The organism is Streptomyces sp. NBC_01197, assembly GCF_036010505.1.
Taxonomy (GTDB): Bacteria; Actinomycetota; Actinomycetes; order Streptomycetales; family Streptomycetaceae; genus Streptomyces.
Genome location: NZ_CP108569.1, coordinates 5,618,694 through 5,641,974, shown reverse-complemented (window position 1 = coordinate 5,641,974; position 23,281 = coordinate 5,618,694). Strand labels below are relative to the sequence as shown.

Genomic DNA, 23,281 nt, shown 5'->3' with positions numbered 1-23,281 from the left:
CCGGCCGGCCACGGTGGGTGAACCACCCGATCGGTGCACAGCGCGCGGGCCCCGCAGGGCGGACCATGGCAAGCAGCCGGCTGCACACGCGCAGCCCATGTCCGCCGTGAGGAGCCCTCATTGCCTCGTGACGCCAGACCCCGGCGCTATCTGATGTGCCCACCGGCACACTTCAGGGTGACCTACTCCATCAACCCGTGGATGGACCCTTCGAAACCGGTCGAACTCCCCCTGGCCCTCGCCCAGTGGGAGGACCTGCGCGACCGCTACCGCGCGCTCGGCCACACGGTCGACATCCTGGACCCCGGGCCCGGCCTGCCCGACATGGTCTTCGCGGCCAACGGCGCGACGGTGATCGACGGACGCGTTCTCGGCGCCCGCTTCGCCCACGCGGAGCGCGCCGAGGAGGCCGAAGCGCACCTGGAGTGGTTCCGCGCGCACGGCTTCACCGGGATCCACCAGCCCGTCCATGTCAACGAGGGTGAGGGCGACTTCGCCGTCACCTCCTCGTACATCCTGGCCGGGCGGGGCTTCCGCTCCAGCCCGCTCTCGCACGACGAGGCACAGGAGTTCTTCGGCCGCCCGGTGATCGGCCTCGATCTGGTCGACCCGCTCTACTACCACCTCGATACGGCGCTGAGCGTCCTGGACGACTCGGCGGACGAGATCATGTACTACCCGGACGCCTTTTCGCCCGGCAGCCGCTCCGTGCTGGCCAGGCTCTTCCCCGACGCGCTGATCGCGGCCCCGGAGGACGCCGCGGCGCTGGGGCTCAACGCGGTGAGCGACGGCCGCCATGTACTGCTGCCGCAGGCCGCAGTCGGCCTCTACGCACCGCTGCGGGCCCGCGGCTTCGAACCGCTCGGCATGGATCTGAGCGAGCTGCTCAAGGGCGGCGGAAGCGTCAAGTGCTGTACGCAGGAGCTGCGTTCGTAGCCCCGGCGGGATCGGACCCGGTCCGGTCGTGAAGCTCTAGTGCCGCGGCAGGCAAGGTTTGCCCGTCGAGGAGCGGCGTCCGATGCGTTCCCCCAAGCTCTGCGAGCAGCGGGTGCCCCCACTCGGAGTGCCGGCCGGAAGTCCCCGTACTGGACGTACTCGGGCCTTCGGCCGGTGCGGCGAGAGATGGGGCCTCCCCTGTTCGAGCGCAGCCGAGAACTCGGGGAAGTGCCGGGCGTCGCGACGGGGCAAACCCGCCCTGCCGCGGCACTAGGCCCTGTCCGGGGGCGGCGGCCATGCGTCGCCCCATGCGGTGTCCCGGGCCGCGCGGTAGAGGTCGCCGTGGCGCTTGGAGACGGTCTCGCGGGCGAGGCCGCCCGTCTCCCTGCACAGTTCCAGCTGGACCAGGCCCTTGCGGATCTGCGGTCTGCGTACCACCCGGGCCGGGACCGTCGCCACCTCGCCCCGGAACGCGGCGACATAGCTGAACTTCTCGTCCTCGTACGCCAGCGAGCCGCCCTTGACCTGCCGGTGCAGCGAGGACCTGCTCACCCGGGCCGAGAAGTGGCACCAGTCGGTGCCGCGCTCGATGGGGCAGGCGTCGCTGTGCGGGCAGGGGGCGGCGCTCCGCAGGCCCGCCGCGGTCAGCCGGTCCCGGGCCGCCATGATCCGCAGATAGCCGTCGGGCGTGCCGGGCTCGACCACGACGACCGCCTGGGCGGCCTCCGCTGCGGCGTCCACCACGGCGGTGCGGCCGGCCTCGGTCAGCTCCCCCAGGACGTACGAGACCGTCACCAGATCCGTGCTCTCCAGAGTGAGCCCCGGTCCGATACGAGAGCGCTGCCAGTCGGCCGCGCGCAGCGCGGACGAGCCGGACCGCGCGGCGAGTTCACGGCCGAGCACCAGCGCGGGCTCCGCCCAGTCCAGCACGGTGGTACTCCGGGTCCCCGTCCCCTCCGCCCCGTGCGGGCCGTCGTCCCAGGCCCCCGCCACCGCCCAGGTCGCCGCACCGGTGCCGCCGCCGATGTCGGTGTGCCGGGCCGGGGCCCACCCGGGCACCGCGGCACGGAAGGCGTCGAGCGCCGCCCGTACCGCTTCGAACGTGGCGGGCATCCGGTACGCGGCGTACGCGGCGACGTCCGAGCGGTCACGCAGGAGCGGGGTACCGGTGGGGGTGGTCCCCCGGTAGTTGGCGATCAGCCGCTCGACGGCCTGGGCGGCCTGTTTGGGCGGCAGTCCGTCGAGGAGCCCGGCCAGGGCGGTGCGCAGGGCTTCGGCGGTGGGGAGGGAGTCGTTCACTGAAAGAGTCTAGGTCCTGTCCGGACCGTGCCGGGCGCGCGGGGCTGGGCCGGGGGCTGCCGTCCGGCGGGTTCAGATCTTGCCGTCGGCCATGGCGATCGGCCGGTCCAGGACGGCGGCGTCGGCGCGCACCCCGTCGTGCGCGTAGGCGTCGGCGACCCAGGTCCGCAGTCCCCGGACGGCGCCCGCGGTGGCGAGGGCCTGCTCCCGGTCCACGTACATGTCGTCGTGGTAGACGGCCGCGACGGCCGGGACCTCGTTGGCGGCGAGCCTGTCCAGCTCGTAGAGGGCCGGAAGCTCTGGCCCAGTACGCTCCACGGCCGGTCGCCCTGGAGGTGGCGGCGCAGCAGTTCTGCGTCGCGGACAATCGAGTCGATCCCGATGACGGCGCAGACGGCGGAGAGCACCACCAGTATCACCAGACGAGGGGTTCCAGGACACGCGGGTGCGCGGGTTCTTCGTCAAGGCCGGTCGGCGGCGGAACGCGGGGCGGGGCCGGGACGGGGTGCGCCACGGGGGCTCCTCCTTCGGTCAGCACGGGCAGGGACGGGCGAAGCGATGCCTTCGGCGGGGGGAGCGTGCGGGGGCAGCACGCGGCGCACCGGGGACGCGGGCGGATCGCGGACGGACGGGACTGCGCGGGTGGGGTGTGGTGTGGGACTGCGGGTGAGACGGGGGCTGCTGGTGAGGTCGCGGTTTCAGGCTGGGGGCGGGGCGAGGTCAGGCGGGCGTCCGGGGGGCCGGTTCAGCCGCCCAGTGCTGCGGTGATCTCCGCCGCCCCGGCGCGTACCAGGCTCACCAGGGTGTCGGCCGCCCGGGCGCCGCGTTCCACCATGGGTGCGACCTCCTTCGCCTGCGTCGTCCGTTGGTCCGTCCGTTGCGGAAAACGCAACGCCGTTGCGTTTTCTGGCGAAAGGATGCGGGTGCGCTCAGCACGTGTCAAGAGTCTGCCGGGAACCGGATCCGGAACCGGAACCGGCGGCGGGTCGCGCAGTGCCGGTCCGCGTCAGCGCGGACCGGCACCAGGTAAGAGGCCTGCGGAGACCCCGTCAGGCGTGCTGGAAGGCGAGCACCGCATTGTGGCCGCCGAAGCCGAAGGAGTGGCTGACCGCGCGCGAGACCCGTACCCGGCGGGGCTGTTTGGTCACGCAGTCGATGTCGAACTCCGGTGCGGGGGCGGTCAGATTGGCGACCGGCGGTACGAGTCCGTGCTGGAGGGTGAGGACGGTCAGCCCGGCCTCGATGGCGCCCGCCGCGCCCATGCAGTGACCGAGCACGCCCTTGGGCGCGGTCACTGGGGGCCGGTGCGGATAGGCGCGGGCGATCAGCCCGGCCTCGGTGGCGTCGTTGAGCAGAGTGGATGTGCCGTGGGCGTTCACATGACCGACGTCAGCCGCGCCCCAGCCCGCGTCGCGCAGCGCCGCGTCCACCGCGGCCGCGGCGACGGAACCGTCGGGCCGGGGGCTGGTCGGGTGGTACGCGTCGGTGGTGGCGCCGGTTCCGGCCAGCAGGGCGCGGGGGGTGACGTTCCGGGCCTGGGCGTCGGCCTCACGCTCCAGGACCATGACGGCGGCCCCCTCCCCCATCACGACACCGCGCCGGTCGGCGGCGAACGGACGGCAGATGGCCGGGGGTTGCTCCCCGGCCCGCACCGCACCGGCCCCCGACCGTGCGAACCCGGTCAGGGCCAGCCGGTCGATGATCGATTCGGTGGCACCCGCGACAGCGATGTCGCACTGCCCGGTGACCAGCAGATCGCGGGCCACCGAGAGTGCGGTGGCGCCGGACGAGCAGGCCGTGCAGGGCGCCAGGCTCGGCCCGGTGGCCCGCAGCCGGATGGCGACCTCGGCGGCCGCCATATTGGGGACGGTGAGCAGGGTGCCCAGGGGCGAGGTGGCCTCGGGCCCCCGGCGCTCCAGGGCGACCGACTGCTCGTACAGCCCGGTCGAGCCCGCGCTGCTGGTCCCGATGACGACGGCGACCCGGGCACCGTCCCAGCCGGCCGGGGAGAGCCCGGCGTCGGCGACGGCCTCCTCGGCGGCGAGCACCGCGAACCTGACGTAGCGCCCCATGCGGTAGACGGCCCGGCCGCCGACGGCCTCCGCCAGGTCGATTCCGGTGACCCGGCAGGCGAAGTCGATGGCGCAGCCGTCCAGTTCGGGAACGGCACGGGCCGTGGAGCGGCCCGCACACACACCTCGCCAGGTGGATTCCGTGTCGTTGCCGGCCGGGGTGATCATGCCCAGGCCGGTGATGGCGACCGGAGGCAGGGTCATCGGGCGTCGGCCGCGGTGGATTCGGTCAGGAACTCGCTGATCCGGCCGAGGGTTGCCCCCTTGTACGCGGAGTCGGCGTCGGCGTCGACCCCGAGGGTCTCCTTGACGATGACCCCGAGTTCCGCGACGGCGAGGGAGTCCATCTCCAGGTCGTCCATGGTGGCCTCGGGGCGGAGTTCGACGGCGGGGACCTTGAAGGTGTTGGTCAGGACTTCGACAAGGGTCGGGTGCAGCTCGGACATGACATTCCCCTTCATGCAAAGCGGACAGACCTGCAGAGCGGACAGACCTGCAGAACGGGCCTACAGAACAGACCTATAAAACGGGCTGAATATGGATGAAACGCATCCCGTGGATATCGGTCCAACGGCTGGACGATCTTCCGGTTACGCGGTGAGGGAAGGTTTTTTCACCCCCGGGTCCGGTACCGGGAGGCTGCCTCGGAAGCCGTATCGGGAAGCCGTACCGGAAGCAGCGCCGGGCCCACCGAGGTCGACCGGGCAGTGCCTACCGGCAGAAACGGGACAGCACATGGACCGTGCCCCCGTACGCGAGCAGAACCGTGCGCAGCAGGAGCCGGTTCACGACCGCGCCTCCTCGGCCGAACGGTGCCAGGGCCCCTCGGGGTCGTCGTACGCCGATGCGTACCCGGCGCCCGCGACCGGCACATCAGCCAGCCACTCGGCCGGGAGGTCGAAGGCCTCGGTCAGCACCTGCGCCTCTCCGGCGACCCGGGCAGCCAGCCGGTCGGTCTCGGCCGGGATCGCGGCGATGTGCCGGCCCTCGACGAAACCCTCGTTCAGCAGATCACCGCTCCGGGGCGCGATGCGCTCCAGGGCGAACAGCCGGCCCAGGGTGTGCAGCAGCTCAGCGGCGGCGGAGCCCGGCGGCAGCGCGTCCGCGGCCGCCGCCACGGCCTCGGCGGCCCGGAGCTGGGCGTGCGCGGTGGCAGCCCGCAGCGCTGCGGTCGCCCCCGCGTTCCACCGGCCGAGCGCGTCTCCCGGGGCTGCCGCGGCCATCCCGGCGCGGGCCCGGTCGAGTTCGAGGCACTCGACGGCGGCCAGCAGTTCCCTGAGGAACACCGGATCGGTCAGTTCACGGCCGGCCGGGTCGGTGGGCGGCCGTGCCGGACTGTGACCCGACACCATCTGGGCCGCCGCCTTGGCGTGGATGGCCATGTTGTCGCCCTCGGCGGTGATCGCGCCCTCGATGCCCGTCACCAGCGCGGCGAGGCCGTTGTTCTCCAACAACCCCTGGGCACCGCACCGTTCGCGGCACTCGGTGATGACACCGCGCGCCTCCCAGGTGATCCACGCCTTGGCGACGGCGACCAGCCGCTCGGCCTCCGCCCGGCCGGCCCCGTCCGCCCCATCTTGCTCCGTCCGGTCTTGCTCCGTCCGCTCGTGTTCCGTCCAGGTGCGCAGGACCGTGCGGTGCAGCAGCGTCATCGCGTACGCCGTGGCCAGCGCGCCCGCGAGGGGGGCGTAGTGGCTGCGGTGCGCCATGACGGGCACCCGCTCGGGCGCCCGTACGCCGCCGATCAGCCGGTGCGAGCCGTGGCGCACCGCCACCGCCAGGGCCGCCCGTACGGACCCCACCGCTGCGGCGCTCATGCTCAGCTTCCCGGCGGTGACGCGGCCGATCGACAGCAGGAAGCGGCTGCGTCGGTTGGCGACCTCGCTGCTGAAAGTGCCGTCTGCGCCCAGTCGGCCCTGAGGCCCGGAGAGCAGCGACCCACGTGGGACGAAGACATCGTCGAAGGAGGTCAGACAGTGGTCGACCACGCTGCCCATGCGCCGGGGCAGCAGTCTGACGCGTACGCCGGGCAGCGGCCCCTCCGTCCCGGTCAGCGCGGTCAGGAACAGGAATACGCCGAGGTCCCTGCCGTCGACCAGCAGACGGGCCGCCACAACTCCGCTCTTGGGGCCGCCCGCCGTACTGGTGTTGGGCATGAACTTCTGGGCGCCCGCGTGCGGGGTGCGCAGCAGGAATCCGTCCCTGGCGCGGTCGTAGCGGGCGGTCGTCTGCAGTGCCGTCGCGTCGTTGCCATGGTCGATCTCGGTGCACAGGAAGGTCCCGACGCGGGTCAGATCCGCGAAGCCGGACAGATCCCGCCGTACGTCACCGTCGCTGTCGCTGTCGCTGTCGCTGTCATGGTCCAGCAGGGTGCCGAGGAACAGGTTGTAGTGGATGCCTGCGACCGTGGTCAGCGCGGCGTCGACCGGGCTGAGCCACTCGTGCATATTGGCCAGTGCCACCGGGTCGGCGGCCAGCCGCAAGGCGCTGTCCAGCGTGGAGTTGAGGGTGCGCAGCCGCCCGTACGCCAGCCGTAGTTGCGCGTCCGGTGCCAGACCTGACCTGCGCCGGAAGGGCTCCGTGGTGAGGAGCGCGCGCCAGGGGCCGTGGCCGGCCCGGTGGTCGTCGCCGAACAGCGCCCGGACCAGCTCACCGCGCACAGCCGGGCCGCACTCCGCGGTCGCGGTCTCGGTACCGGGTGCGGTTGCAGTGGCAGTGGCTGTGGCAGTGGCAGGCGGGCACAGGACTTCCGCGGCCAGTCCGTCCGTAGCCGTCGTTGCCGCAGTCATCGTCTCCGCTGCCATCGTCTCCGCAGTCATGTCTCAAGCTCCGCGCTGGAAGGCCAGCACCACGTTGTGCCCGCCGAAGCCGAAGGAGTGGCTGACCGCCCGCTCCACGGGCTCGCGGCGCTCCTGCTTGGTCACACAGTTCAGGTCGAACTCGACAGCGGGGGCGTCCAGATTGGCGATCGGCGGGATGACGCCCTCCTCCAGGGTCAGTACGGTCAGCGCGGCCTCGATCGCCCCGGCCGCCGCGAGCGAGTGCCCCAGAACGCCCTTGGCCGATGTCACCGGCGGCCAGTGCGGGAAGACCCGCGCGATCACGTCGGCCTCCACCGCGTCGTTGAGCGGGGTGGAGGTGCCGTGCGCGTTGACGTGCCCGACGTCGTACGGACTCCAGCCGGCGTCCCGCAGCGCCTCCTCGACGGCTGCCTGCGCACAACGGCCGTGCGGGTCCGGGGCGGTGGGGTGGTGCGCGTCGGTGGTCGATCCCACCCCGGCGAGCAGCGCCCGCGCCCGGCGGCCTCGTGCCGCCGCGTCGGCCGCCCGTTCCAGGACCAGCACCCCGGCGCCCTCGGCGATGACGAACCCGTCCCGGTCCCCGGCGAACGGCCGGGACGCCCCCGCCGGGTCGTCGCACCGCTTCGACACCGCGCCCATCTGCGCGAATCCGGACACCACAAGCGGCTGGAGCACCGACTCCGCTCCCCCGGCCACCACGACGTCGCACTGCCCGGAGGCCAGCAGATCCCGGGCGACGGCGATGGCCGTGGCGCCGGACGCGCAGGCGGTGACGGGCGCCAGACTCGGCCCGTGCGCCGACAGCGCGATGGCGACCTCGCCCGCGGCCGCGTTGGGGATCATCATCGGCACCAGCAACGGGGAGACCGCGCCCGGCCCTTCGGCTTGCAGCCGCAGGGCGTTGTCGGTGAGAACGGAGACGCCGCCGACGCCGACACCGATGACGACCCCCACCCGGCCGCCGTCCCAGCACGCGGGGTCGAGCCCTGCGTCGGCGACGGCCTGCCGGGCGGCGATCACCGCCAGTTTGACGAACCGGTGCATCCGCCAGGTCTTCCGTCCGCCGACCGCGGCGTCCAGGTCGATACCGTCCACGGGACAGCCGAAGTCGACCGGCAGACCGCGCAGTTCGGGCAGTCGGCGGGCCGTGGGCCGGCCGGCGCGGACCTCTTCCCAGGTCTCGGCCGCACCGACGCCCGCCGGGGTGATCATCCCCAGTCCGGTCACAGCGATCTCGGGTGTCCTCATGAGAGCTCCTCGGAGAGTGCGGCCGCGGCGGGCAGCGCAGCGGGGGTACGGGAAGCAGGGGTACGGAAAGCGGTGGTACGGCAAGCGGGGATGCCATCAGAAGCAGCGGAAGCAGCCGACCGCGCGGAGGCGGAGGTGGGGGCGCCCGGTGGACCGCCCCACCGCAGCGCGGCCGACCCCCACGTCAGCCCGCCGCCGAAGGCGGTCAGCAGTACGCGGTCGCCGGTCCGCAGCACACCTCTGGCGTCCGCGTCGGCGAGTGCGAGCGGGATGGAAGCGGCGCCGGTGTTGCCGACCCGGTCCAGGTGGGTCACGCACCGGGCGGAGGCGATGCCCAGCCGCTCGGCGACCGCACTGAGGATCCGGCCGTTGGCCTGGTGCGGTACGAAGTGGTCGACCTGCCCGGGGTCCCAGTCCAGCCTGTCGAGGAGGGTCCGGCAGGAGGCGGTCATCCGCTCGACGGCCTGCTGGTAGACGGCTCCGCCGCGCATCCGGAAGTAGCCGTCGCCCGGCCCTGCGGGCTCCCGCGCGGACCGCGCCCGGGAGCCGCCGCCCGCCACGGTGATCAGGTCGTGTCCGGTGCCGTCGCTGCCCAGGTCGAAGCCGAGCAGTTCCCCGGGGGCTCCGGCGGGTCCCGCGGCGACCAGCGCGGCCCCCGCGCCGTCGCCGAAGACGACCCCGGACCTGTGGTCGTCCGGGTCGAGCCAGCCGGAGTACGTGTCGGCGCCGGCCAGCAGGACACGTCCGGCGATTCCGGCGGCCACCAGACCCTGGGCACAGGCCAGCCCGTAGATGAAGCCGCTGCACACCGCCGACACGTCGACGGCCGCGACGGGGCCGAGCCCCAGCCGGGCCGCGACGGCGGGAGCCGTGGCGGGACACAGCTGGTCGGGGGTGGCCGTCGCCAGGACGAGCGCGTCGACGCGCGGATGGCCCGCGCGCTCCAGGAGCAGCCGGGCCGCCGCGTACGCAAGGTCCCCGGTGGAGACGCCGGGACCGCTCCGGTGGCGGGCCGCGATCCCGGTCCGGGTACGCACCCAGTGGTCGTCCACACCCCAGTGCGCGGGTAATTCGTCGTTGGTCACGCGCCACGGCGGGACCCACCCGGCCACCGACTCGACCAGAGCCACCCCGTCCCCCCTCGTCCGTCCGCTGTCTGCGGCAGCAGAACGGCGTACGAGGGGGAAGGGTTTCGCAGCAGGGGGCCGAACGGGTGGGCCTTGGTCAGCCGTTCGAACCGTGGGTCCGTACCGCCATGACCTGCGACGCTTCGGTGCGGACCCGCCGGGCTGCGGCGGCAGCGGGCCGCCGCAGCCCGGGTGGCTACGCTGTGGCCGTCACCGCGGGCGCCCTGCGCTGCCACGGCCGGCACAGCGCCAGGAAGCAGGTCATCGCGCCCAGCCCGCACACCAGCTGGACCACGGCCATCGGGGCGGCGGTCGCCTCGCCCGCGATGCCGACCAGCGGGGATGCCACCGCGCCGAGGAGGAAGGTGGACGAGCCGAGCAGCGCCGAGGCCGATCCCGCGGCGTGCGGAGTGCGCATCAGCGCCTGCGCGTTGGTGTTCGGCATGGCCAGGCCCATCGCCGACATCAGCACGAAGAGCCCCGCGGCGATCGGGAAGAGGCCGACATGGCCGAAGACCCCGGATGTCATCAGCAGCAGTGCCGTGGCCGCGAGCGTGATGACGGTCAGCCCGAAACCGAGCGCCTTGTCCAGGCTGACCCGGCCGACGAGCAGCTTGCCGTTGATCTGGCCGACCGCGACCAGACCGACCGAGTTGATCCCGAAGAGCAGGCTGAACATCTGCGGCGACGCCCCGTAGATGTCCTGCACGACGAAGGGCGAAGCGGAGATGTACGCGAAGAGCGCCCCGAAGGCGAGGCCCCCGGCGAGCAGATAGCCGGTGAAGACCCGGTCGGCGAGGAGCGTGCGCATCGTCCGCAGCGCGTGACCGACACCGCCGGTGTGCCGCCGCTCGGGCGGCAGCGTCTCGTGCAGCCACTTCCAGACAACGAGCGTCAGCACCGTGCCGACCACGGTGAGCAGGACGAAGACTCCGCGCCAGTCGGTGATCTGGAGGATCTGGCCGCCGATGAGCGGGGCGACGATCGGGGCGACCCCGGAGATCAGCATCAGCGTGGAGAAGAACCGCGCCATCTCCAGACCGTCATAGAGATCGCGCACCACCGCGCGTGCGATGACGATGCCCGCGGAGCCGGCCAGGCCCTGCAACAGCCGGAAGCTGATGAGCAGTTCGACACTCGGCGCGAAGGCGCAGACCGCGGTGGCGGCGACGTACACCGCCATGCCGATGAGGAGCGGCCGCCGCCTCCCCCACTTGTCGCTCATCGGACCGACGACGAGCTGGCCGAGCGCCATGCCGATCAGGCAGGCCGTGAGGGTGAGCTGAACGGTGGCGGCGGGCGAGTGCAGCGCGTCCGTGACCTCCGGCAGCGCGGGGAGGTACATGTCCATCGAGAGCGCGGGCAGCGCGGTGAGCCCGCCGAGGACGAGGGTGACCAGGATTCCGGTGGTGCGGGCGACGGCAGGGGCGGGGAGCCCGGTGCGTATGTGCTCCGGGGCAGAGGTCTTCGGCATGGCCTCTATGCTCTCAGCTCGGCGGGTGTGATAAGGACCGATTACGCGAGCCGGGGTGACGCGCGCCCCGCGCGCGGGCGGGATCGGGCCCCGCTCCGGCACCGGAGCCCGCCCCGGTCCCGGCCCTGTCGTAATCTGCGCCCCCATGAACACATCCCTGAACACATCCCGGAAGACAGCAGTGGTCACCGGCGCGGGCTCCGGCATCGGGCGCAGTGTCGCCCGCATCCTGGCGGACGCGGGCTGGTCGGTGGCGCTGGCCGGGCGCCGCATGGAGAAGCTGGCCGGGACGGTCGCGCTCACCGAGGGCGAGACCATCCCCGTAGTGGCGGATGTCACGTCCCCCGACGAGGTCGGCGCGCTCTTCGGCGCGGTGCGGGAGCGCTGGGGACGGCTGGACCTGCTCTTCAACAACGCGGGTATCTCGGGCCCCGGCGGAGTGCCGGTGGAGGACCTTCCGTACGAGGCGTGGCGTCAGGTCGTCGACACCAACCTGACGGGTTCGTTCCTGTGCGCGCAGGCCGCCTTCCGGCTCATGAAGGAGCAGGACCCGCAGGGCGGCCGGATCATCAACAACGGGTCCGTCTCGGCGCACGCCCCGCGCCCGGACTCGATCGCGTACACCGCGACGAAGCACGCCCTGACGGGTCTCACCAAGTCCCTCTCCCTGGACGGCCGTCCGTACCGCATCGCCTGCGGGCAGATCGACATCGGCAACGCGGCCACCGAGATGACCGAGCGGATGCGCAGCGGTATCAAGCAGGCCAACGGTGAGCTGCTGGCCGAGCCGGTGATGGATGTGGCGGACGTGGCGCGCACGGTGCTGCACATGGCGGAACTGCCGCTGGAGGCGAACGTGCAGTTCGCGACGGTGCTGGCGACGTCGATGCCGTACGTGGGACGCGGCTGAGCCGGGCGGGGGCCGGGCGCGAGGTGCGGACGAGTGGCCCGTGCGGACCGGGGAGTTGGCGGAAAGGCGACTTGGCGGAAAGCGGCCACGGCGGCTGCTCCCGCCCTCTACACTCCGCTACTTCAAGGTTTCTTCACACTTTTCACACCAGGAGCGCACCTTGCGCATACGTTCAACGGCCCCCTCCGCACTGCTCGTCGCCGCCCTCGCGGGGGCGCTGCTAGCCACCGCCCCGAGCGCTTCGGCGGCCACCTCGCCCGTACAGATCAGCAAGGTCCAGTATGACTCGCCGGGCAAGGACACCCGCAGCAACACGAGCCTCAACGGCGAGTGGGTGCGGCTCCAGAACCGGAGCGGGTCGACCGTCAGCATCAAGGGCTGGAAGGTGACCGACGCGAGCCGGCACAGCTACACCTTCGGCAGCGTCACGCTCAAGCGGAACCAGTCGGTCACCGTGTACACGGGCAAGGGCACGAACACGACGGCGTCCAAGTACCAGGGGCGCGGCGCGTACGTGTGGAACAACGACCGCGACACCGCGACGCTGACCGACTCCAAGGGCAAGAAGAAGGACAGCGTCTCGTGGTCGCGCCCCGGCAAGGGATACGTCACCAGCTGACCCGCTGAGTACGCGGGCATGGGCGCGGGCACGGACAAAGGCACAGGCATGACCACGGGCACAGGCATGGCAGGGTGCCGTTCATGGATGAACACGCCTGGACCACCGTCGCTCAACTCCACACCTGGCTGGCCCAGTCCGCCTCCCGGCCCCCTCACGAGGAGACCCTGCTCCGCATCCTCAAGCTCTCCGAGGAGGTCGGCGAGGTGGCCCAGGCGGTGATCGGCGCCACCGGCCAGAACCCCCGCAAGGGCACATCGCACAGCTGGCAGGACGTGGAGGCCGAGCTCTGCGATGTGATCGTGACGGCGATGGTGGCGCTGCGCACGCTGACCCCGGACGCGGCCGAGGTCTTCGCCGGTCATCTTGAGCGGGTGGCCGCCCGCTCCCTCAGCCGGCCGGACCCCGCCGGGGAATAACGTGTCATGACCGGGGAATGACCGCGACCGCCCGGCGGTTGGCGACTGACATGACGCCAACCGCCCACGGAGGCTCCGAGATTCTCCGGTACACCGCGTTCTCCACCGACCCCGCCGGAGGCAACCCCGCAGGGGTCGTGCTGGACGCCGCCGGCCTCGACGACGCGGCGCAGCTCGCGATCGCGGCGGACCTCGGGTACAGCGAGACCGCGTTCCTGACCGCGCCGCCGGAAGGGCTCGGCGGAGAGCCGGGCCGGGCCTTCACCGTCCGGTACTTCAGTCCGCAGGCCGAGGTCTCGTTCTGCGGGCACGCGACGGTCGCCACCGCCATCGCCTTCGCGGAACGGCACGGCCCCGGCGAGCTGCTCCTCGCCACCCGAGCGGGCACGGTGCCGGTCACGGTGGCCGTGGAGGGCGGCGCGCTGCGGGCGACCCTGACGAGCGTCGAGCCGGCCGTTCTCGACGTGGCCGGGGACGACGTCGGCGAAGCACTCGCCGCACTGGGCTGGCAGGCCTCCGACCTCGACCCGGCCTTTCCGCCCCGTATCGCCTACGCGGGCGCGCGCCATCTGGTGCTGGCCGCCGCGACCCGGTCCCGGCTGGCGGACCTCTCGTACGACTTCGACCGGCTGGCCGAGTTCATGCACACCCTGGACCTGACCACGCTCCAGCTGGTGTGGCGGGAATCGGAGACGGTCTTCCATGTCCGGGACCCGTTCCCGGTGGGCGGCGTGGTCGAGGATCCCGTGACCGGGGCCGCCGCTGCGGCGTTCGGTGCGTACGCCCGTGAGCTGGGCCTCGTCGCGGAGGATGCGGTCCTCACGCTCCACCAGGGCGCGGACATGGGGCGCGCCGGCGAGCTCACGGTCGCGCTGCGGGCGGGCGACACACGGGTACGGGTGAGCGGCACGGGCACCCGTATCCCGGACAGCAGCAGCTGACCGGGGCAGACGGCCTCAGCGACCTGGCCGCACAGCCCGGCCTGCACACAGCCGACGGGGCGGCCGGGCGAAGTGCCCCGGCCGCGCCCGGTGGGCGGTTCAGTGCTTGCGGGTACGGCGCGGCCGCCGGTTGCGCAGGGCCACCGTGCCGGCGGCGAGCAGTGCGGCCGCCCCGCCGCCCGCACCGAACAGCGGCCATGAGGACGAGGAGCCGCCGGAACCGCCGGAGCCCGCCTTCGCCGCGTTCGGACCCGGCGCCGGGGTTCCGGCGGCCGCAGGGCGGCCGCCCTCGCTGACCGGGGCCACGAGCGTGCCGACCGGGGTCACCTTGCCCGCCGCCCGGAAGCCCCAGTCGAGGAGCGCCGACGTGTCCTTGTACACCTGGTCGTAGCCGTTCACCGGATGCATGACGGTGACCAGCAGGGTGCGGCCGTCGCGGGTGGCGGCGCCGGTGAAGGTGTTGCCCGCGTGCGTGGTGTAGCCGTTCTTGACGCCGATCATGCCCTTGTACACGCCGAGCAGCCGGTCGGTGTTCTGGATCTGGAACTTCTTGCCGCCACGGGCGGGGAACTCCGCGATCCGGGTCCCGCAGTAGGCCCGGAAGTCGGTGTTCCGCAGCCCGTGCCGGGCGAACAGCGACAGGTCGTACGCCGATGACACCTGCCCGGGGTGGTCGTATCCGTCCGGGCTGACCACATGGGTGTCGAGAGCTTGCAGATCGACGGCCTTCGCCGCCATCTCGCGCACGGTGGCCGGCACCCCGCCGTTCATGGCGCTGAGCACATGGACGGCGTCGTTGCCGGAGCGCAGGAAGACCCCGTGCCACAACTGGTCGACGGTGTACGTCGTACCGGCCTCGACACCCACCAGGCTGCTGCCCTCCGGTATGCCCGCCAGATCGGCCGCGGCGACCCGGTGCTTCTGCGCCTTGTCGAACTTGGGCAGCACGGTGTCCGCGAAGAGCATCTTGAGCGTGGAGGCGGGGGGCAGCCGGTGGTGCGCGCGGTAGGCGGCCAGCACCTCCCCGTTCTCGCAGTCCGCGACGAGCCACGACTGGGCGGCAAGGTGCGGAACCCGGGGCGCGCCGCCGAGACTCACCTGTATCCCGTCGAGGCCGAGCCGCTCACCGCCCACGGCGGTGGCGGCCGAGGCCGGTGCGGCCCCGGTGGCGAGAAGAGCGGCGGGCACGGCAGCGGCGGCGAGGCCGAGCACTGCGCGCCTGGAGGGCGAAGCGTCGCTGGTCACTGAGGGATCGTACGAACCGGAGCTGTGCGCGGGTGCGCCGGGGGGTGCGGATCACCCGAAATGCTTCACGCGACGGTTCAGCCGGTGCGTCAGCGGGTGACTCACGAGCGGTCACCTTCGCGGTGCGTCAGCGGTGATTCACGCTGCCGGGCGGGCCCGCGACCGCGCCCTGTGGTCTCCGGCCCCCGGCCCTCCGCTCACGACCTGGCGGGCTGCCAGCCGCGGAGCGCCGGTGCGGTTTCCGTGGCCCGGCGGGCGATGTCACGCGCGGTGGTCGTGGCGACAGCCGCGTCCGGGGCCCGGATGAAGAAGGTGAGGTGGGCGCCGGCCGCTCCGGAGTGGAGGTGCAGATGTTCCAGACCGTCGCCCGGGCGGGCGGACACCCAGAAGAGATCCACGTCATGCGGGGCGAGCACGGTGGTCGGCGGAGAGGTTCCGTGGGGCGTGAGCGTGACCGTGACGATGTGCATCGACCGACCTCTATCGGGAGGGGAGCGGGCAGTTCTCGGGAGGGGAGCGGGCAGAAGCGGAGACGGGCAAGCAGGAAGTGAACAGACAGGGGAGGAAAAGCGGAGAGGGAGAGACGGTTCGCTCCGCCGATCCTGCGACCCCGCGCGGCGGGCCGGTAGGGGTGCGGCCTGGCATGAAGTGCTCACGGCAGGAGGTTGCCCGGCACGGTATGGACCTGGGAAGATCGTCACGTTCCGGGGGCGGACAGGACATCCCAATTTGTTAAGTACGGGGGGATTTGTCTTGTTGTCCGCACTGGGCATCGACGAGCGTGCCGAGGCCGTGTACCGGCTCATGCTCGATCAGTCCGACTGGGGCGTCGCCGAGATCGCCGCGCATCTGGGTCTGACCGAGACCGAGGTCAGAACAGCCCTTGACCGGCTGGCCGAGCTGAATCTGCTGCGTACCTCGCTCCTGACCGAGGGATCGCTCCGCCCGATCAACCCCGCCGTCGGTCTGCCGCTCCTGCTCGCCGAGCAGGAGCGCGAAGTGCTGCGTACGCAGCAGCAGTTCGCCGAGACGCAGGCGGCCGCCATGCGGCTGCTGGAGGAGTACGCCGACCGTGGGGCGTCCCGCCACGACATGGAGCAGCTGGTCGGCATCGATGCCATCCAGGACCGTCTCGAACAGCTCGCCCACGCCTGCACTTCGCGGGTCATCTCCTTCATGCCCGGTGGCGCGCAGTCCGCGGCGAGCCTGAAGGCGAGCAGGCCGCTGGACCTGGCAGCCCGGGAACGGGGCGTCGAACTCCTCACCGTCTACCAGGACAGCGTGCGCAACGACCCGGCGACGCGTGCGTACGCCCAGTGGCTCACCCAGCTCGGCGGGCAGGTCCGCACCGCCCCGGTGCTGCCGGTCCGCATGGTGCTCTTCGACGACCAGGCCGCGCTGCTGCCCGTCGATCCGGACAACACCAGGCGCGGAGCCGTCCAGTTGGGCGGGCCGGGGGTGATCGTGGCGCTGGTGGCGTTGTTCGACACCGTGTGGGAGCGCGCGGCCCCCTTCGGTACGGACCGCGACCGCGAGCTCAACGAAGAGGGGCTCACCGCGCAGGAGGCCCAGCTCCTCCGGCTGCTCACCCAGGGGCTGACCGACGAGATCGCAGCCCGTCGGCTGGGCATCGGGTTGCGGACCGTGCGGCGGATGATGGCCGACCTGATGGGGCGCCTGGACGCCCGTTCACGCTTCGAGGCGGGCGTGCGGGCGGCGCAGCGGGGCTGGCTCGACGAGAAGCAGTAGGACGCGGGACGACAGGACAGAGGCAGTAGGACGGGGAGCAGTGGCGCGGTGGGCCCCACGGCCTGGCCGTGCCCTGCCATCCATACCGGCCTGGCAGTGGTGACCTGCGGAAATGACGGCATGAGCGTGCCGGGTGCAGTAGCTGCCACCCGGAACCTCTACCCCTGCCGGGGCGGATCGGGAAATCTGGTCATCACCAGGGCGGCGCGCCGGACCGGAAACGACGCGACCGGCGCCCCCTGGGAGAACTTCCCGCGACTCACCGCTCTCGATTTGGGGTACCACCATGTCTGCTGCACGCCGCATTGCCACTGCTTCCACCATTGCCGCCCTCGCCTTCACCGGACTCGCCGCAGGTGCGGCGACGGGAGCCGAGCGGCCTGCCGCCGGTCCCGTCGAGGTCACCCGCACGGTGGCCGCCGGCGACGGTACGAGCATCGGCTGGGACAGCGCCACGCCCCAGGCGAGCAAGGCACCGGCCAACAAGAGCAGCATCGGCTGGGACTGACCCACGAGGGCACGGACAGAACGCACGGACAGAACGCACAGCCAGGTCGCACGGACAGAACGCACAGCCAGATCGCATTGATCGCATACAGAGAGACGTTGTGATGCAGCAGTTGGAAAAGCCCCAGGCACCGGCAGCGGCCGAGGAGGAGGCCATGTCCCCCGGTGAGGTCGTTCCCCCCGATGAGCCCGCGCCCCGTGCGGACACCGCGCCGGACGTGCGGGCCGCGTCGGCCGAGAGTGCCGGGGAGCGAACGGCCCGCGCGGTGATGTGGATCGGCCCGGTCCTCGCGACCCTCGCCACCCTCATCTGGTCCGGGAACTTCGTCATCGCCCGCGCCCTGCACGAGGACGTCGCTCCCGTACAGACCGCGTTCTGGCGGTGGATCATCGCGATGCTGGCCGTACTGCCCTTCGCCGCGAAGGCGGTCTGGCAGCAACGCCAACTGATCCGCACCCACTTGCGGTACCTCTGCGGGGCCGCCCTGCTCGGCGTCACCTTGTTCAACACCTTGATCTACCAGGCAGGACGGTCCACCAGCGCCACCAACCTGGCGCTGATCGCCGCCGCTTCACCGGTGCTGATCGTACTGTTCGGGATGATCGGCCGCGGTGGCGAGAAGGTCACGGGACGGCGCGCCGTCGGCATGGTGGTGGCGCTCGTCGGCGTCGTCGCGCTGGTGTCGAAGGGCTCCCTGTCGGTGCTGCTGCACCTGGACTTCGCCGTCGGCGACCTGTGGATGCTGGCCGCGACCGCCACCTTCGCGGGATACACCGCGCTGCTGCGCCGCAGGCCGGAGGGGATCTCCGGCATCTCGTTCCTCTTCACGACGTTCCTGCTGGGTACGGTGCTCCTCATCCCCGCCTATGTGGTGAGCCTGGTCGTGCAGGGCGGCTTCACCCCGTCGGGCGGCACGGTCGGCGCCCTGCTCTACATCGGTGTCGCCTCGTCGGCCGTCGCGTACTTCACCTGGAACAAAGCCATCGACCTTATCGGTGCGGCGCGGGCCGGAATCATCTACTACCTCCAGCCCGTCTTCGTCGCGATCGTCTCCTACTTCGCCCTGGGCGAGGACACCAGCGGGATGCAGGTCATCTGCATGGCGCTGATCATCTCCGGCATCGCGCTCGGCGCCGGCAAGAAGAACTGAACCAATCCCACCTGACCCGCAAGGACTTGACGCACCATGGACAACGCACACGTACCCGGCATCAACGCGCAGCGCCTGCTCACCGACCTCACCCACCTCTCCCAGATCGGAGCCGGTCCTGACGGCTCCATCCACCGCATCGCCGGGAACAAGGCGGACTGGGCGGGCCGTGACTGGATCGACAAGACCATGCGGGTCTCGGGTCTGCACTCGTACTACGACGACACCGGCAACGTCTTCGCCCGCAGGAAGGCCACCGGCGGCCCCTGGCTGCTGATCGGCTCGCACGCCGACACGGTGCCCGGTGGTGGCCATCTGGACGGCGCGTACGGGGTGATCGCGGCCATGGAAGTGCTGCGCACCCTGCACGAGACAGGCCATCCCATGGCCGACCACGTGGAGACCGTCGCCTGGTTCGACGAGGAGGGCGTGACACCGGAGTCGAACGGCGGGCTGGTCGGCTCGACCGCACTGACCCGCGACCCGCACGCGGACGAGCTGGTGGGCTATCTGGAGCTCCATGTGGAACAGGGCCCGCGGATGGAGGCGTCCGGCCTCGAACTGTCCCCGGTCACCGGCATCGTCGGCGTGCGCCGCTACACCCTCACCGTCCGGGGTCAGGAGAATCACGCCGGGACCACGCCGTTCCACCTGCGGGCCGACGCGGGGCGCGTGGCCTCCCGTATGGCGGCGGCCCTGCGGGACATCTGCACCGAGGCGGACCCGTTCTCCATCGGTAATGCCGGCGTCATCGAGTTCGGCCCCGGCGCGGCGAACGTCGTGCCCGGCACGGCGCGTACCGAGATCGAGATCCGGGCCGGGGAGGACGCCACCCTCGACATCATCGAGGCGGAGCTCCGGGACCGGCTGGCGCAGGTCGCCGTGGAGGAGTCCTGCACGGCGGTCCTGGACCGCACCTCAGCGAAGCCGGCCGCGCGGTTCGACAAGCGCCTGGTGGACACCGTGGACGACGTGTGCCGGAGCCGGACGGAGGCGAGCGAACCGCTGCTGTCCTACGCCGGCCACGACGCCAGCGTCATCAGCACCCGGCTGCCGACCGCGATGCTGTTCGTCCCCTCGACGGGCGGCTTCTCGCACTCCAACCGGGAGCACACACCCGACAACCAGCTGGTCCTCGGCACGCAGGCCCTACTGGACGCGGTGGTGCGGACGAGCGCGCTGCTGCTGAACACCATGGACCGCGACGTCATCCTCGCGGCCTGAGCCCCGGGCCTCCCGGGTCTCCGAGCCCCTGAGCCCGGCTCGGAAACGTCCACCCCCCGCACAGGGATGGACGATGGGCGGCTGTCCGGACGGGCGGGCGCCTGTCCGGACGGGCGGGCGGGCGCCTGCAGGGGCGACCGGGCGCCTGTACGGACAGATGTGCGGACCGGGCGGGGCGCACACTGGTCCGAAGGCGCCAAACCCCCTCCCACCAGGGAAGATTCAACGAAATGTTGAATCAAAACCGGCCGCCACCGGAGCCTTGACAGAGATCCCACACCGGCGGCTACGCTCTTGCCGGAAAATTAATTCCGCATGACGGAATAGATAGTGGAATAACACGCGCTCACCACTACCACTACCCCGGGACGACCCCATGCCCCCTGTGCCCAAGCCCCGTCCGGTTGGCGGCGCCCTGCTCCCCCTCATCGGGGCAATCCCGTTCATCGGGATCCTCGGCGGAATCTGGTTCGCGAACCGGGTGACGCCCTACGTCCTCGGAATGCCGTTCATCCTGTTCTGGATCGTCCTCTGGGTGGCCCTGATCTCGGTGGTCATGGCCGTGATCTACAAGCTCGACCCCCGCAACCGAGAGGAGCACTCGGCATGACCGCACTCGTCGTCATCCTCGGCTTCCTCCTGGTCGCCATATGCCTCGGGCTGCAGGCCCGCCGCGGCAAGGACATGGACCTCGAAGAATGGTCCGTCGGCGGCCGCAGTTTCGGAACGACCTTCGTCTTCCTGCTGCTCGCCGGCGAGATCTACACCACCTTCACCTTCCTCGGCGCCTCGGGCTGGGCGTACGGGAAGGGCGGGCCCGCCCTGTACATCCTGTGCTACGGCGCGCTGGGGTACGTGATCTCGTACTGGCTGCTGCCGGCGATCTGGCGTTACGCCAAGGAGCACCGCCTCGTCTCCCAGTCCGACTTCTTCGCCAAGAAGTTCAACAGTCCCCTGCTCGGCGCGCTGGTCGCCCTGGTCGGCGTCGTGGCGATGGTGCCGTATCTGGTCCTCCAGCTGACCGGCATGGGGATCATCGTGTCCGAGGCCTCGTACGGCCATATCTCCAAGACCGTCGCGGTGATCATCGGTACGGTCGCCCTGACCGTGTACGTGACCATCTCCGGCATCCACGGTTCTGCCTGGACCGCGGTTCTCAAGGACGTCCTGATCCTCTCGGTGGTGCTGTTCCTCGGCATCTACCTGCCGTTGCACTACGCGGGCGGCGTCGGCCACATGTTCCACACCATCAACACCGCGAAACCGGGCTTCCTGACCCTCCAGCACAGCGGCTTCAGTCCGACCTGGTTCGTCTCCACGGTCCTGCTGTCCACGCTGGGCTTCTATATGTGGCCGCACTCGTTCAGCGCCTCCTACACCGCCGAGAACGAGCGGGTGTTCCGCCGGAACGCCATCTTCATGCCGCTCTACCAACTCGTCCTGCTCTTCGTCTTCCTGGCCGGATTCGCCGCGCTGATCGCCGTTCCCGGCCTGAAGGGCGCCGACGCCGACCTGTCGATGCTGCGGATCACGGTCAAGTCCTTCGACCCGTGGTTCGTGGGCGTCATCGGCGGCGCCGGTGTGCTCACCGCGCTGGTCCCCGGCTCACTGCTCCTGCTGACCTCGGCGACCTGCCTGGCCAAGAACATCTACAAGCTCGCCCGCCCGGCGACGTCGGAACAGTCGGTGGGCCGGCTGGCCAAGCTGCTGGTGCCGGTCCTGGCACTGATCGCGCTGTTCTTCACCTTCAACGGCGGCAGCAGCATCGTGAACCTGATGCTCATGGGCTACTCCCTGGTGACGCAGCTCTTCCCGGCGCTGCTGCTCAGCCTGGCGCCGCGCAAGCTGGTCAGCAAACAGGGCGCGGCAGCGGGCATCATCGTGGGGGTCCTGATCGTCGGCGCGGTGACCATCACCGGCGCCACCGTCGGCAGCCTGCTGCCGGGGCTGCCGCAGGAGGTCAAGGACCTCAACGTCGGCGTCATCGCCCTCATCGCGAACGCCCTGGTGATGTTCGCGGTCTCGGCGGCCACCCGCACCTCGGTGAGCGAGACCCCGGTGAAAACGGCACCGAAGGTCGGCGCCGTCTGACGGCCTCGCCGCTCCGGCAGCTCCGAAAACTGAACCTGAGGGCTGAACGACGGACGACCCGGCCCGTACGCGGAGTACGGGCCGGGTGTCCGGTCCCACGGCTGTTGAGCCATGGCTACGGCCGGTGGGCGGTGACGACAGTACGGTCGTGCCCTGAGCGGGGCCGCACGGACGCGTTTCAGCCCGTACGTACCGGGTCCGGGACAGCCCCGGCGGGTATGCGAAGGGGCCTCTGACCAGCAATTAAGCGGGGCAGAGGCCCCTTGCGACAGGACGAGCCGGCCTGTACGCCGGGTTCTGTCGCCCGGAAACCTCGCGGTCGCCGGGGAGACGGCCATCCATCTACGACCGGCATTGCTGCCGGCCTCCTGCGGTCTACCCGCGGACTCGGGCGAGCAGCCCTCGAACGTCCGCGCAAGGCCGTCGTGCGACGGCCTCTCTTGACCTTGCTCCAGGTGGGGTTTACCTAGCCGCCTGAGTCACCTCAGGCGCTGGTGGTCTCTTACACCACCGTTTCACCCTTACCGGGGGCCTTGCGGACCCCGGCGGTCTGTTTTCTGTGGCACTGTCCCGCGGGTCACCCCGGGTGGCCGTTAGCCACCACCTTGCCCTGTGGAGCCCGGACGTTCCTCGGGAAGATCCAGAGGATCTCCACGCGGCCGTCCGGCCGGCTCGTCTGCCGTACCAGCCATGCTACCTGCGGGTCGACGCCCCCCGTACCCGGACTTCATCAGACGAAGTCGGCGGTCTCCAGCTCGAAGGCGAAGGGCTCCGGGAGAGCCAGGGACTTACCGAACGGGATGGTGCAGCGCTGCCGGTAGTCGTCACTCTCCGGATCGCTGAACAGCGTCACCGAGGACTCCTCGCGATCGACGAGAAGGTAGAGAGGGATCGCGCCGCGCGCATAGCAGCGCCGCTTGGCCTCCCGGTCCGCCTGCGGCTTGCTGGAGGTGACCTCGACCACCAGGGCCACACCGTCGCAGGGCATCCACGGCTCGGCTCCCCGGAACAACCGCTGAGCGGTGGGGGCGAACGTGCCATCGGGGATGGCGTGGTTCTTGGGGCAGGCTCCGCCGCTCCGCAGCTTCAAGCCTTTGTTCCCAGAGAAATCCATCTCCGTCCGCGAACGTCTGATCACCTGCTTCGCCACCATATTGATGTAGTCCTCATGATCCCCGTCCGGCGGCGGCGTCACGACAATCTCCCCCTCGATCAGCTCCGCGCGGAAGCCCTCCGGCGTTTCCAACGCCAGGAAGCCTTCCAGCAGGACCTCTGCCTGCGTGAGCGGTTCATGCGGCATGGCAGTCATGTCACGCCCCTTCCTCGGTCGCTCGCCAGCGTGGGACATCAGCTGCTCCACTGTCCGTGAGATGGGAGATCTTCCCCCGATCGTGGCACACGCCGGTACGTGCCGGGCGCTGCTCCCGGTTCCTGTGGCGGATGCGTCGGAACCGGCTGCGCGGCAGGG

21 protein-coding genes, 1 other RNA gene and 1 pseudogene are annotated in these 23,281 nt (G+C 71.3%); 11 read left to right on the top strand and 12 right to left on the bottom strand.

Annotation, left to right across the window (positions count from 1 at the left end; genetic code table 11):
* Positions 1-33: 33 nt before the first annotated feature.
* On the top strand, positions 34-936 hold the full coding sequence (gene ddaH, locus OG452_RS26000; protein WP_405560616.1) for a dimethylargininase: 903 nt from the start codon (positions 34-36) through the stop codon (positions 934-936).
* A gap of 270 nt (positions 937-1,206) precedes the next feature.
* On the opposite strand, the gene OG452_RS25995 is transcribed toward ddaH, so the two are convergent.
* The 8 genes and pseudogenes from OG452_RS25995 to OG452_RS25960 all read right to left on the bottom strand — a co-directional run bounded on the left by OG452_RS25995 (position 1,207) and on the right by OG452_RS25960 (position 10,957).
* Entirely contained in the window at positions 1,207-2,235 is a 1,029-nt protein-coding gene (locus OG452_RS25995; RefSeq protein ID WP_327297980.1) for a small ribosomal subunit Rsm22 family protein, read from the bottom strand.
* Positions 2,236-2,307: 72 nt separating this feature from the next.
* Positions 2,308-2,529, bottom strand: a pseudogene (locus OG452_RS25990) (alpha/beta hydrolase); the annotation flags it as partial.
* A 755-nt stretch (positions 2,530-3,284) separates the two neighbouring features.
* Positions 3,285-4,511 carry a beta-ketoacyl-[acyl-carrier-protein] synthase family protein gene (locus tag OG452_RS25985; RefSeq protein ID WP_327297979.1) on the bottom strand — a complete coding sequence of 409 codons (1,227 nt, stop codon included), beginning with the start codon at positions 4,509-4,511 and terminating at the stop codon, positions 3,285-3,287.
* Positions 4,508-4,753, bottom strand: a complete 246-nt coding sequence (locus tag OG452_RS25980; RefSeq protein ID WP_327297978.1) for an acyl carrier protein — start codon at positions 4,751-4,753, stop codon at positions 4,508-4,510. Before OG452_RS25980 ends, OG452_RS25985 begins: the two co-directional genes overlap by 4 nt.
* A gap of 339 nt (positions 4,754-5,092) precedes the next feature.
* The gene (locus OG452_RS25975) at positions 5,093-7,126 is read right to left on the bottom strand and encodes an acyl-CoA dehydrogenase family protein (protein WP_327297977.1); all 2,034 of its coding nucleotides are present in this window, start codon (positions 7,124-7,126) and stop codon (positions 5,093-5,095) included.
* Positions 7,127-7,129: 3 nt separating this feature from the next.
* Complete coding sequence (locus OG452_RS25970; protein ID WP_327297976.1) at positions 7,130-8,356, bottom strand: beta-ketoacyl-[acyl-carrier-protein] synthase family protein; 1,227 nt, start codon at positions 8,354-8,356, stop codon at positions 7,130-7,132.
* Positions 8,353-9,486, bottom strand: a complete 1,134-nt coding sequence (locus OG452_RS25965) for a beta-ketoacyl-ACP synthase 3 (RefSeq protein ID WP_327297975.1) — start codon at positions 9,484-9,486, stop codon at positions 8,353-8,355. The genes OG452_RS25970 and OG452_RS25965 overlap by 4 nt, the downstream gene beginning before the upstream one ends.
* A gap of 193 nt (positions 9,487-9,679) precedes the next feature.
* The gene (locus OG452_RS25960; RefSeq protein ID WP_327297974.1) at positions 9,680-10,957 is read right to left on the bottom strand and encodes a multidrug effflux MFS transporter; all 1,278 of its coding nucleotides are present in this window, start codon (positions 10,955-10,957) and stop codon (positions 9,680-9,682) included.
* A gap of 145 nt (positions 10,958-11,102) precedes the next feature.
* Between OG452_RS25960 and OG452_RS25955 the strand changes: the two genes are divergently transcribed.
* The 4 genes from OG452_RS25955 to OG452_RS25940 all read left to right on the top strand — a co-directional run bounded on the left by OG452_RS25955 (position 11,103) and on the right by OG452_RS25940 (position 13,846).
* Complete coding sequence (locus OG452_RS25955; protein ID WP_327297973.1) at positions 11,103-11,867, top strand: SDR family oxidoreductase; 765 nt, start codon at positions 11,103-11,105, stop codon at positions 11,865-11,867.
* 160 nt (positions 11,868-12,027) lie between these two features.
* Positions 12,028-12,486, top strand: a complete 459-nt coding sequence (locus OG452_RS25950; RefSeq protein ID WP_327297972.1) for a lamin tail domain-containing protein — start codon at positions 12,028-12,030, stop codon at positions 12,484-12,486.
* Positions 12,487-12,569: 83 nt separating this feature from the next.
* The gene (locus OG452_RS25945) at positions 12,570-12,905 is read left to right on the top strand and encodes a MazG-like family protein (protein ID WP_327297971.1); all 336 of its coding nucleotides are present in this window, start codon (positions 12,570-12,572) and stop codon (positions 12,903-12,905) included.
* A 50-nt stretch (positions 12,906-12,955) separates the two neighbouring features.
* Complete coding sequence (locus OG452_RS25940) at positions 12,956-13,846, top strand: PhzF family phenazine biosynthesis protein (RefSeq protein WP_327297970.1); 891 nt, start codon at positions 12,956-12,958, stop codon at positions 13,844-13,846.
* A gap of 99 nt (positions 13,847-13,945) precedes the next feature.
* Here the strand turns inward: OG452_RS25940 and OG452_RS25935 are convergent, their stop codons facing one another.
* Together OG452_RS25935 and OG452_RS25930 are read right to left on the bottom strand one after the other, a co-directional pair.
* Positions 13,946-15,091, bottom strand: a complete 1,146-nt coding sequence (locus tag OG452_RS25935; RefSeq protein ID WP_327297969.1) for a D-alanyl-D-alanine carboxypeptidase family protein — start codon at positions 15,089-15,091, stop codon at positions 13,946-13,948.
* A 197-nt stretch (positions 15,092-15,288) separates the two neighbouring features.
* The gene (locus OG452_RS25930; protein WP_327297968.1) at positions 15,289-15,561 is read right to left on the bottom strand and encodes a hypothetical protein; all 273 of its coding nucleotides are present in this window, start codon (positions 15,559-15,561) and stop codon (positions 15,289-15,291) included.
* A 283-nt stretch (positions 15,562-15,844) separates the two neighbouring features.
* On the opposite strand from OG452_RS25930, the gene OG452_RS25925 reads away from it, so the two are divergent.
* From OG452_RS25925 to OG452_RS25900, 6 genes are all read left to right on the top strand, one after another.
* Positions 15,845-16,840: a helix-turn-helix transcriptional regulator gene (locus OG452_RS25925; protein WP_327297967.1), complete on the top strand. Its 996-nt coding sequence runs from the start codon at positions 15,845-15,847 to the stop codon at positions 16,838-16,840.
* Positions 16,841-17,126: 286 nt separating this feature from the next.
* Positions 17,127-17,348 carry a hypothetical protein gene (locus OG452_RS25920; protein WP_327297966.1) on the top strand — a complete coding sequence of 74 codons (222 nt, stop codon included), beginning with the start codon at positions 17,127-17,129 and terminating at the stop codon, positions 17,346-17,348.
* A gap of 154 nt (positions 17,349-17,502) precedes the next feature.
* On the top strand, positions 17,503-18,498 hold the full coding sequence (locus OG452_RS25915; RefSeq protein ID WP_442810170.1) for a DMT family transporter: 996 nt from the start codon (positions 17,503-17,505) through the stop codon (positions 18,496-18,498).
* Between the two features lie 36 nt (positions 18,499-18,534).
* A complete protein-coding gene (locus tag OG452_RS25910) occupies positions 18,535-19,722 on the top strand; it encodes a M20/M25/M40 family metallo-hydrolase (protein ID WP_327297964.1) in 1,188 nt (395 codons plus the stop codon).
* 376 nt (positions 19,723-20,098) lie between these two features.
* Positions 20,099-20,332 carry a DUF3311 domain-containing protein gene (locus OG452_RS25905; RefSeq protein WP_327297963.1) on the top strand — a complete coding sequence of 78 codons (234 nt, stop codon included), beginning with the start codon at positions 20,099-20,101 and terminating at the stop codon, positions 20,330-20,332.
* Positions 20,329-21,813: a sodium:solute symporter family protein gene (locus OG452_RS25900; protein ID WP_327297962.1), complete on the top strand. Its 1,485-nt coding sequence runs from the start codon at positions 20,329-20,331 to the stop codon at positions 21,811-21,813. The genes OG452_RS25905 and OG452_RS25900 overlap by 4 nt, the downstream gene beginning before the upstream one ends.
* Before the next feature lie 270 nt (positions 21,814-22,083).
* On the opposite strand, the gene rnpB is transcribed toward OG452_RS25900, so the two are convergent.
* Positions 22,084-22,488: RNase P RNA component class A (gene rnpB / locus OG452_RS25895), an RNA gene on the bottom strand.
* A 55-nt stretch (positions 22,489-22,543) separates the two neighbouring features.
* Complete coding sequence (locus OG452_RS25890; RefSeq protein WP_327299784.1) at positions 22,544-23,113, bottom strand: Uma2 family endonuclease; 570 nt, start codon at positions 23,111-23,113, stop codon at positions 22,544-22,546.
* Positions 23,114-23,281 lie beyond the last annotated feature (168 nt).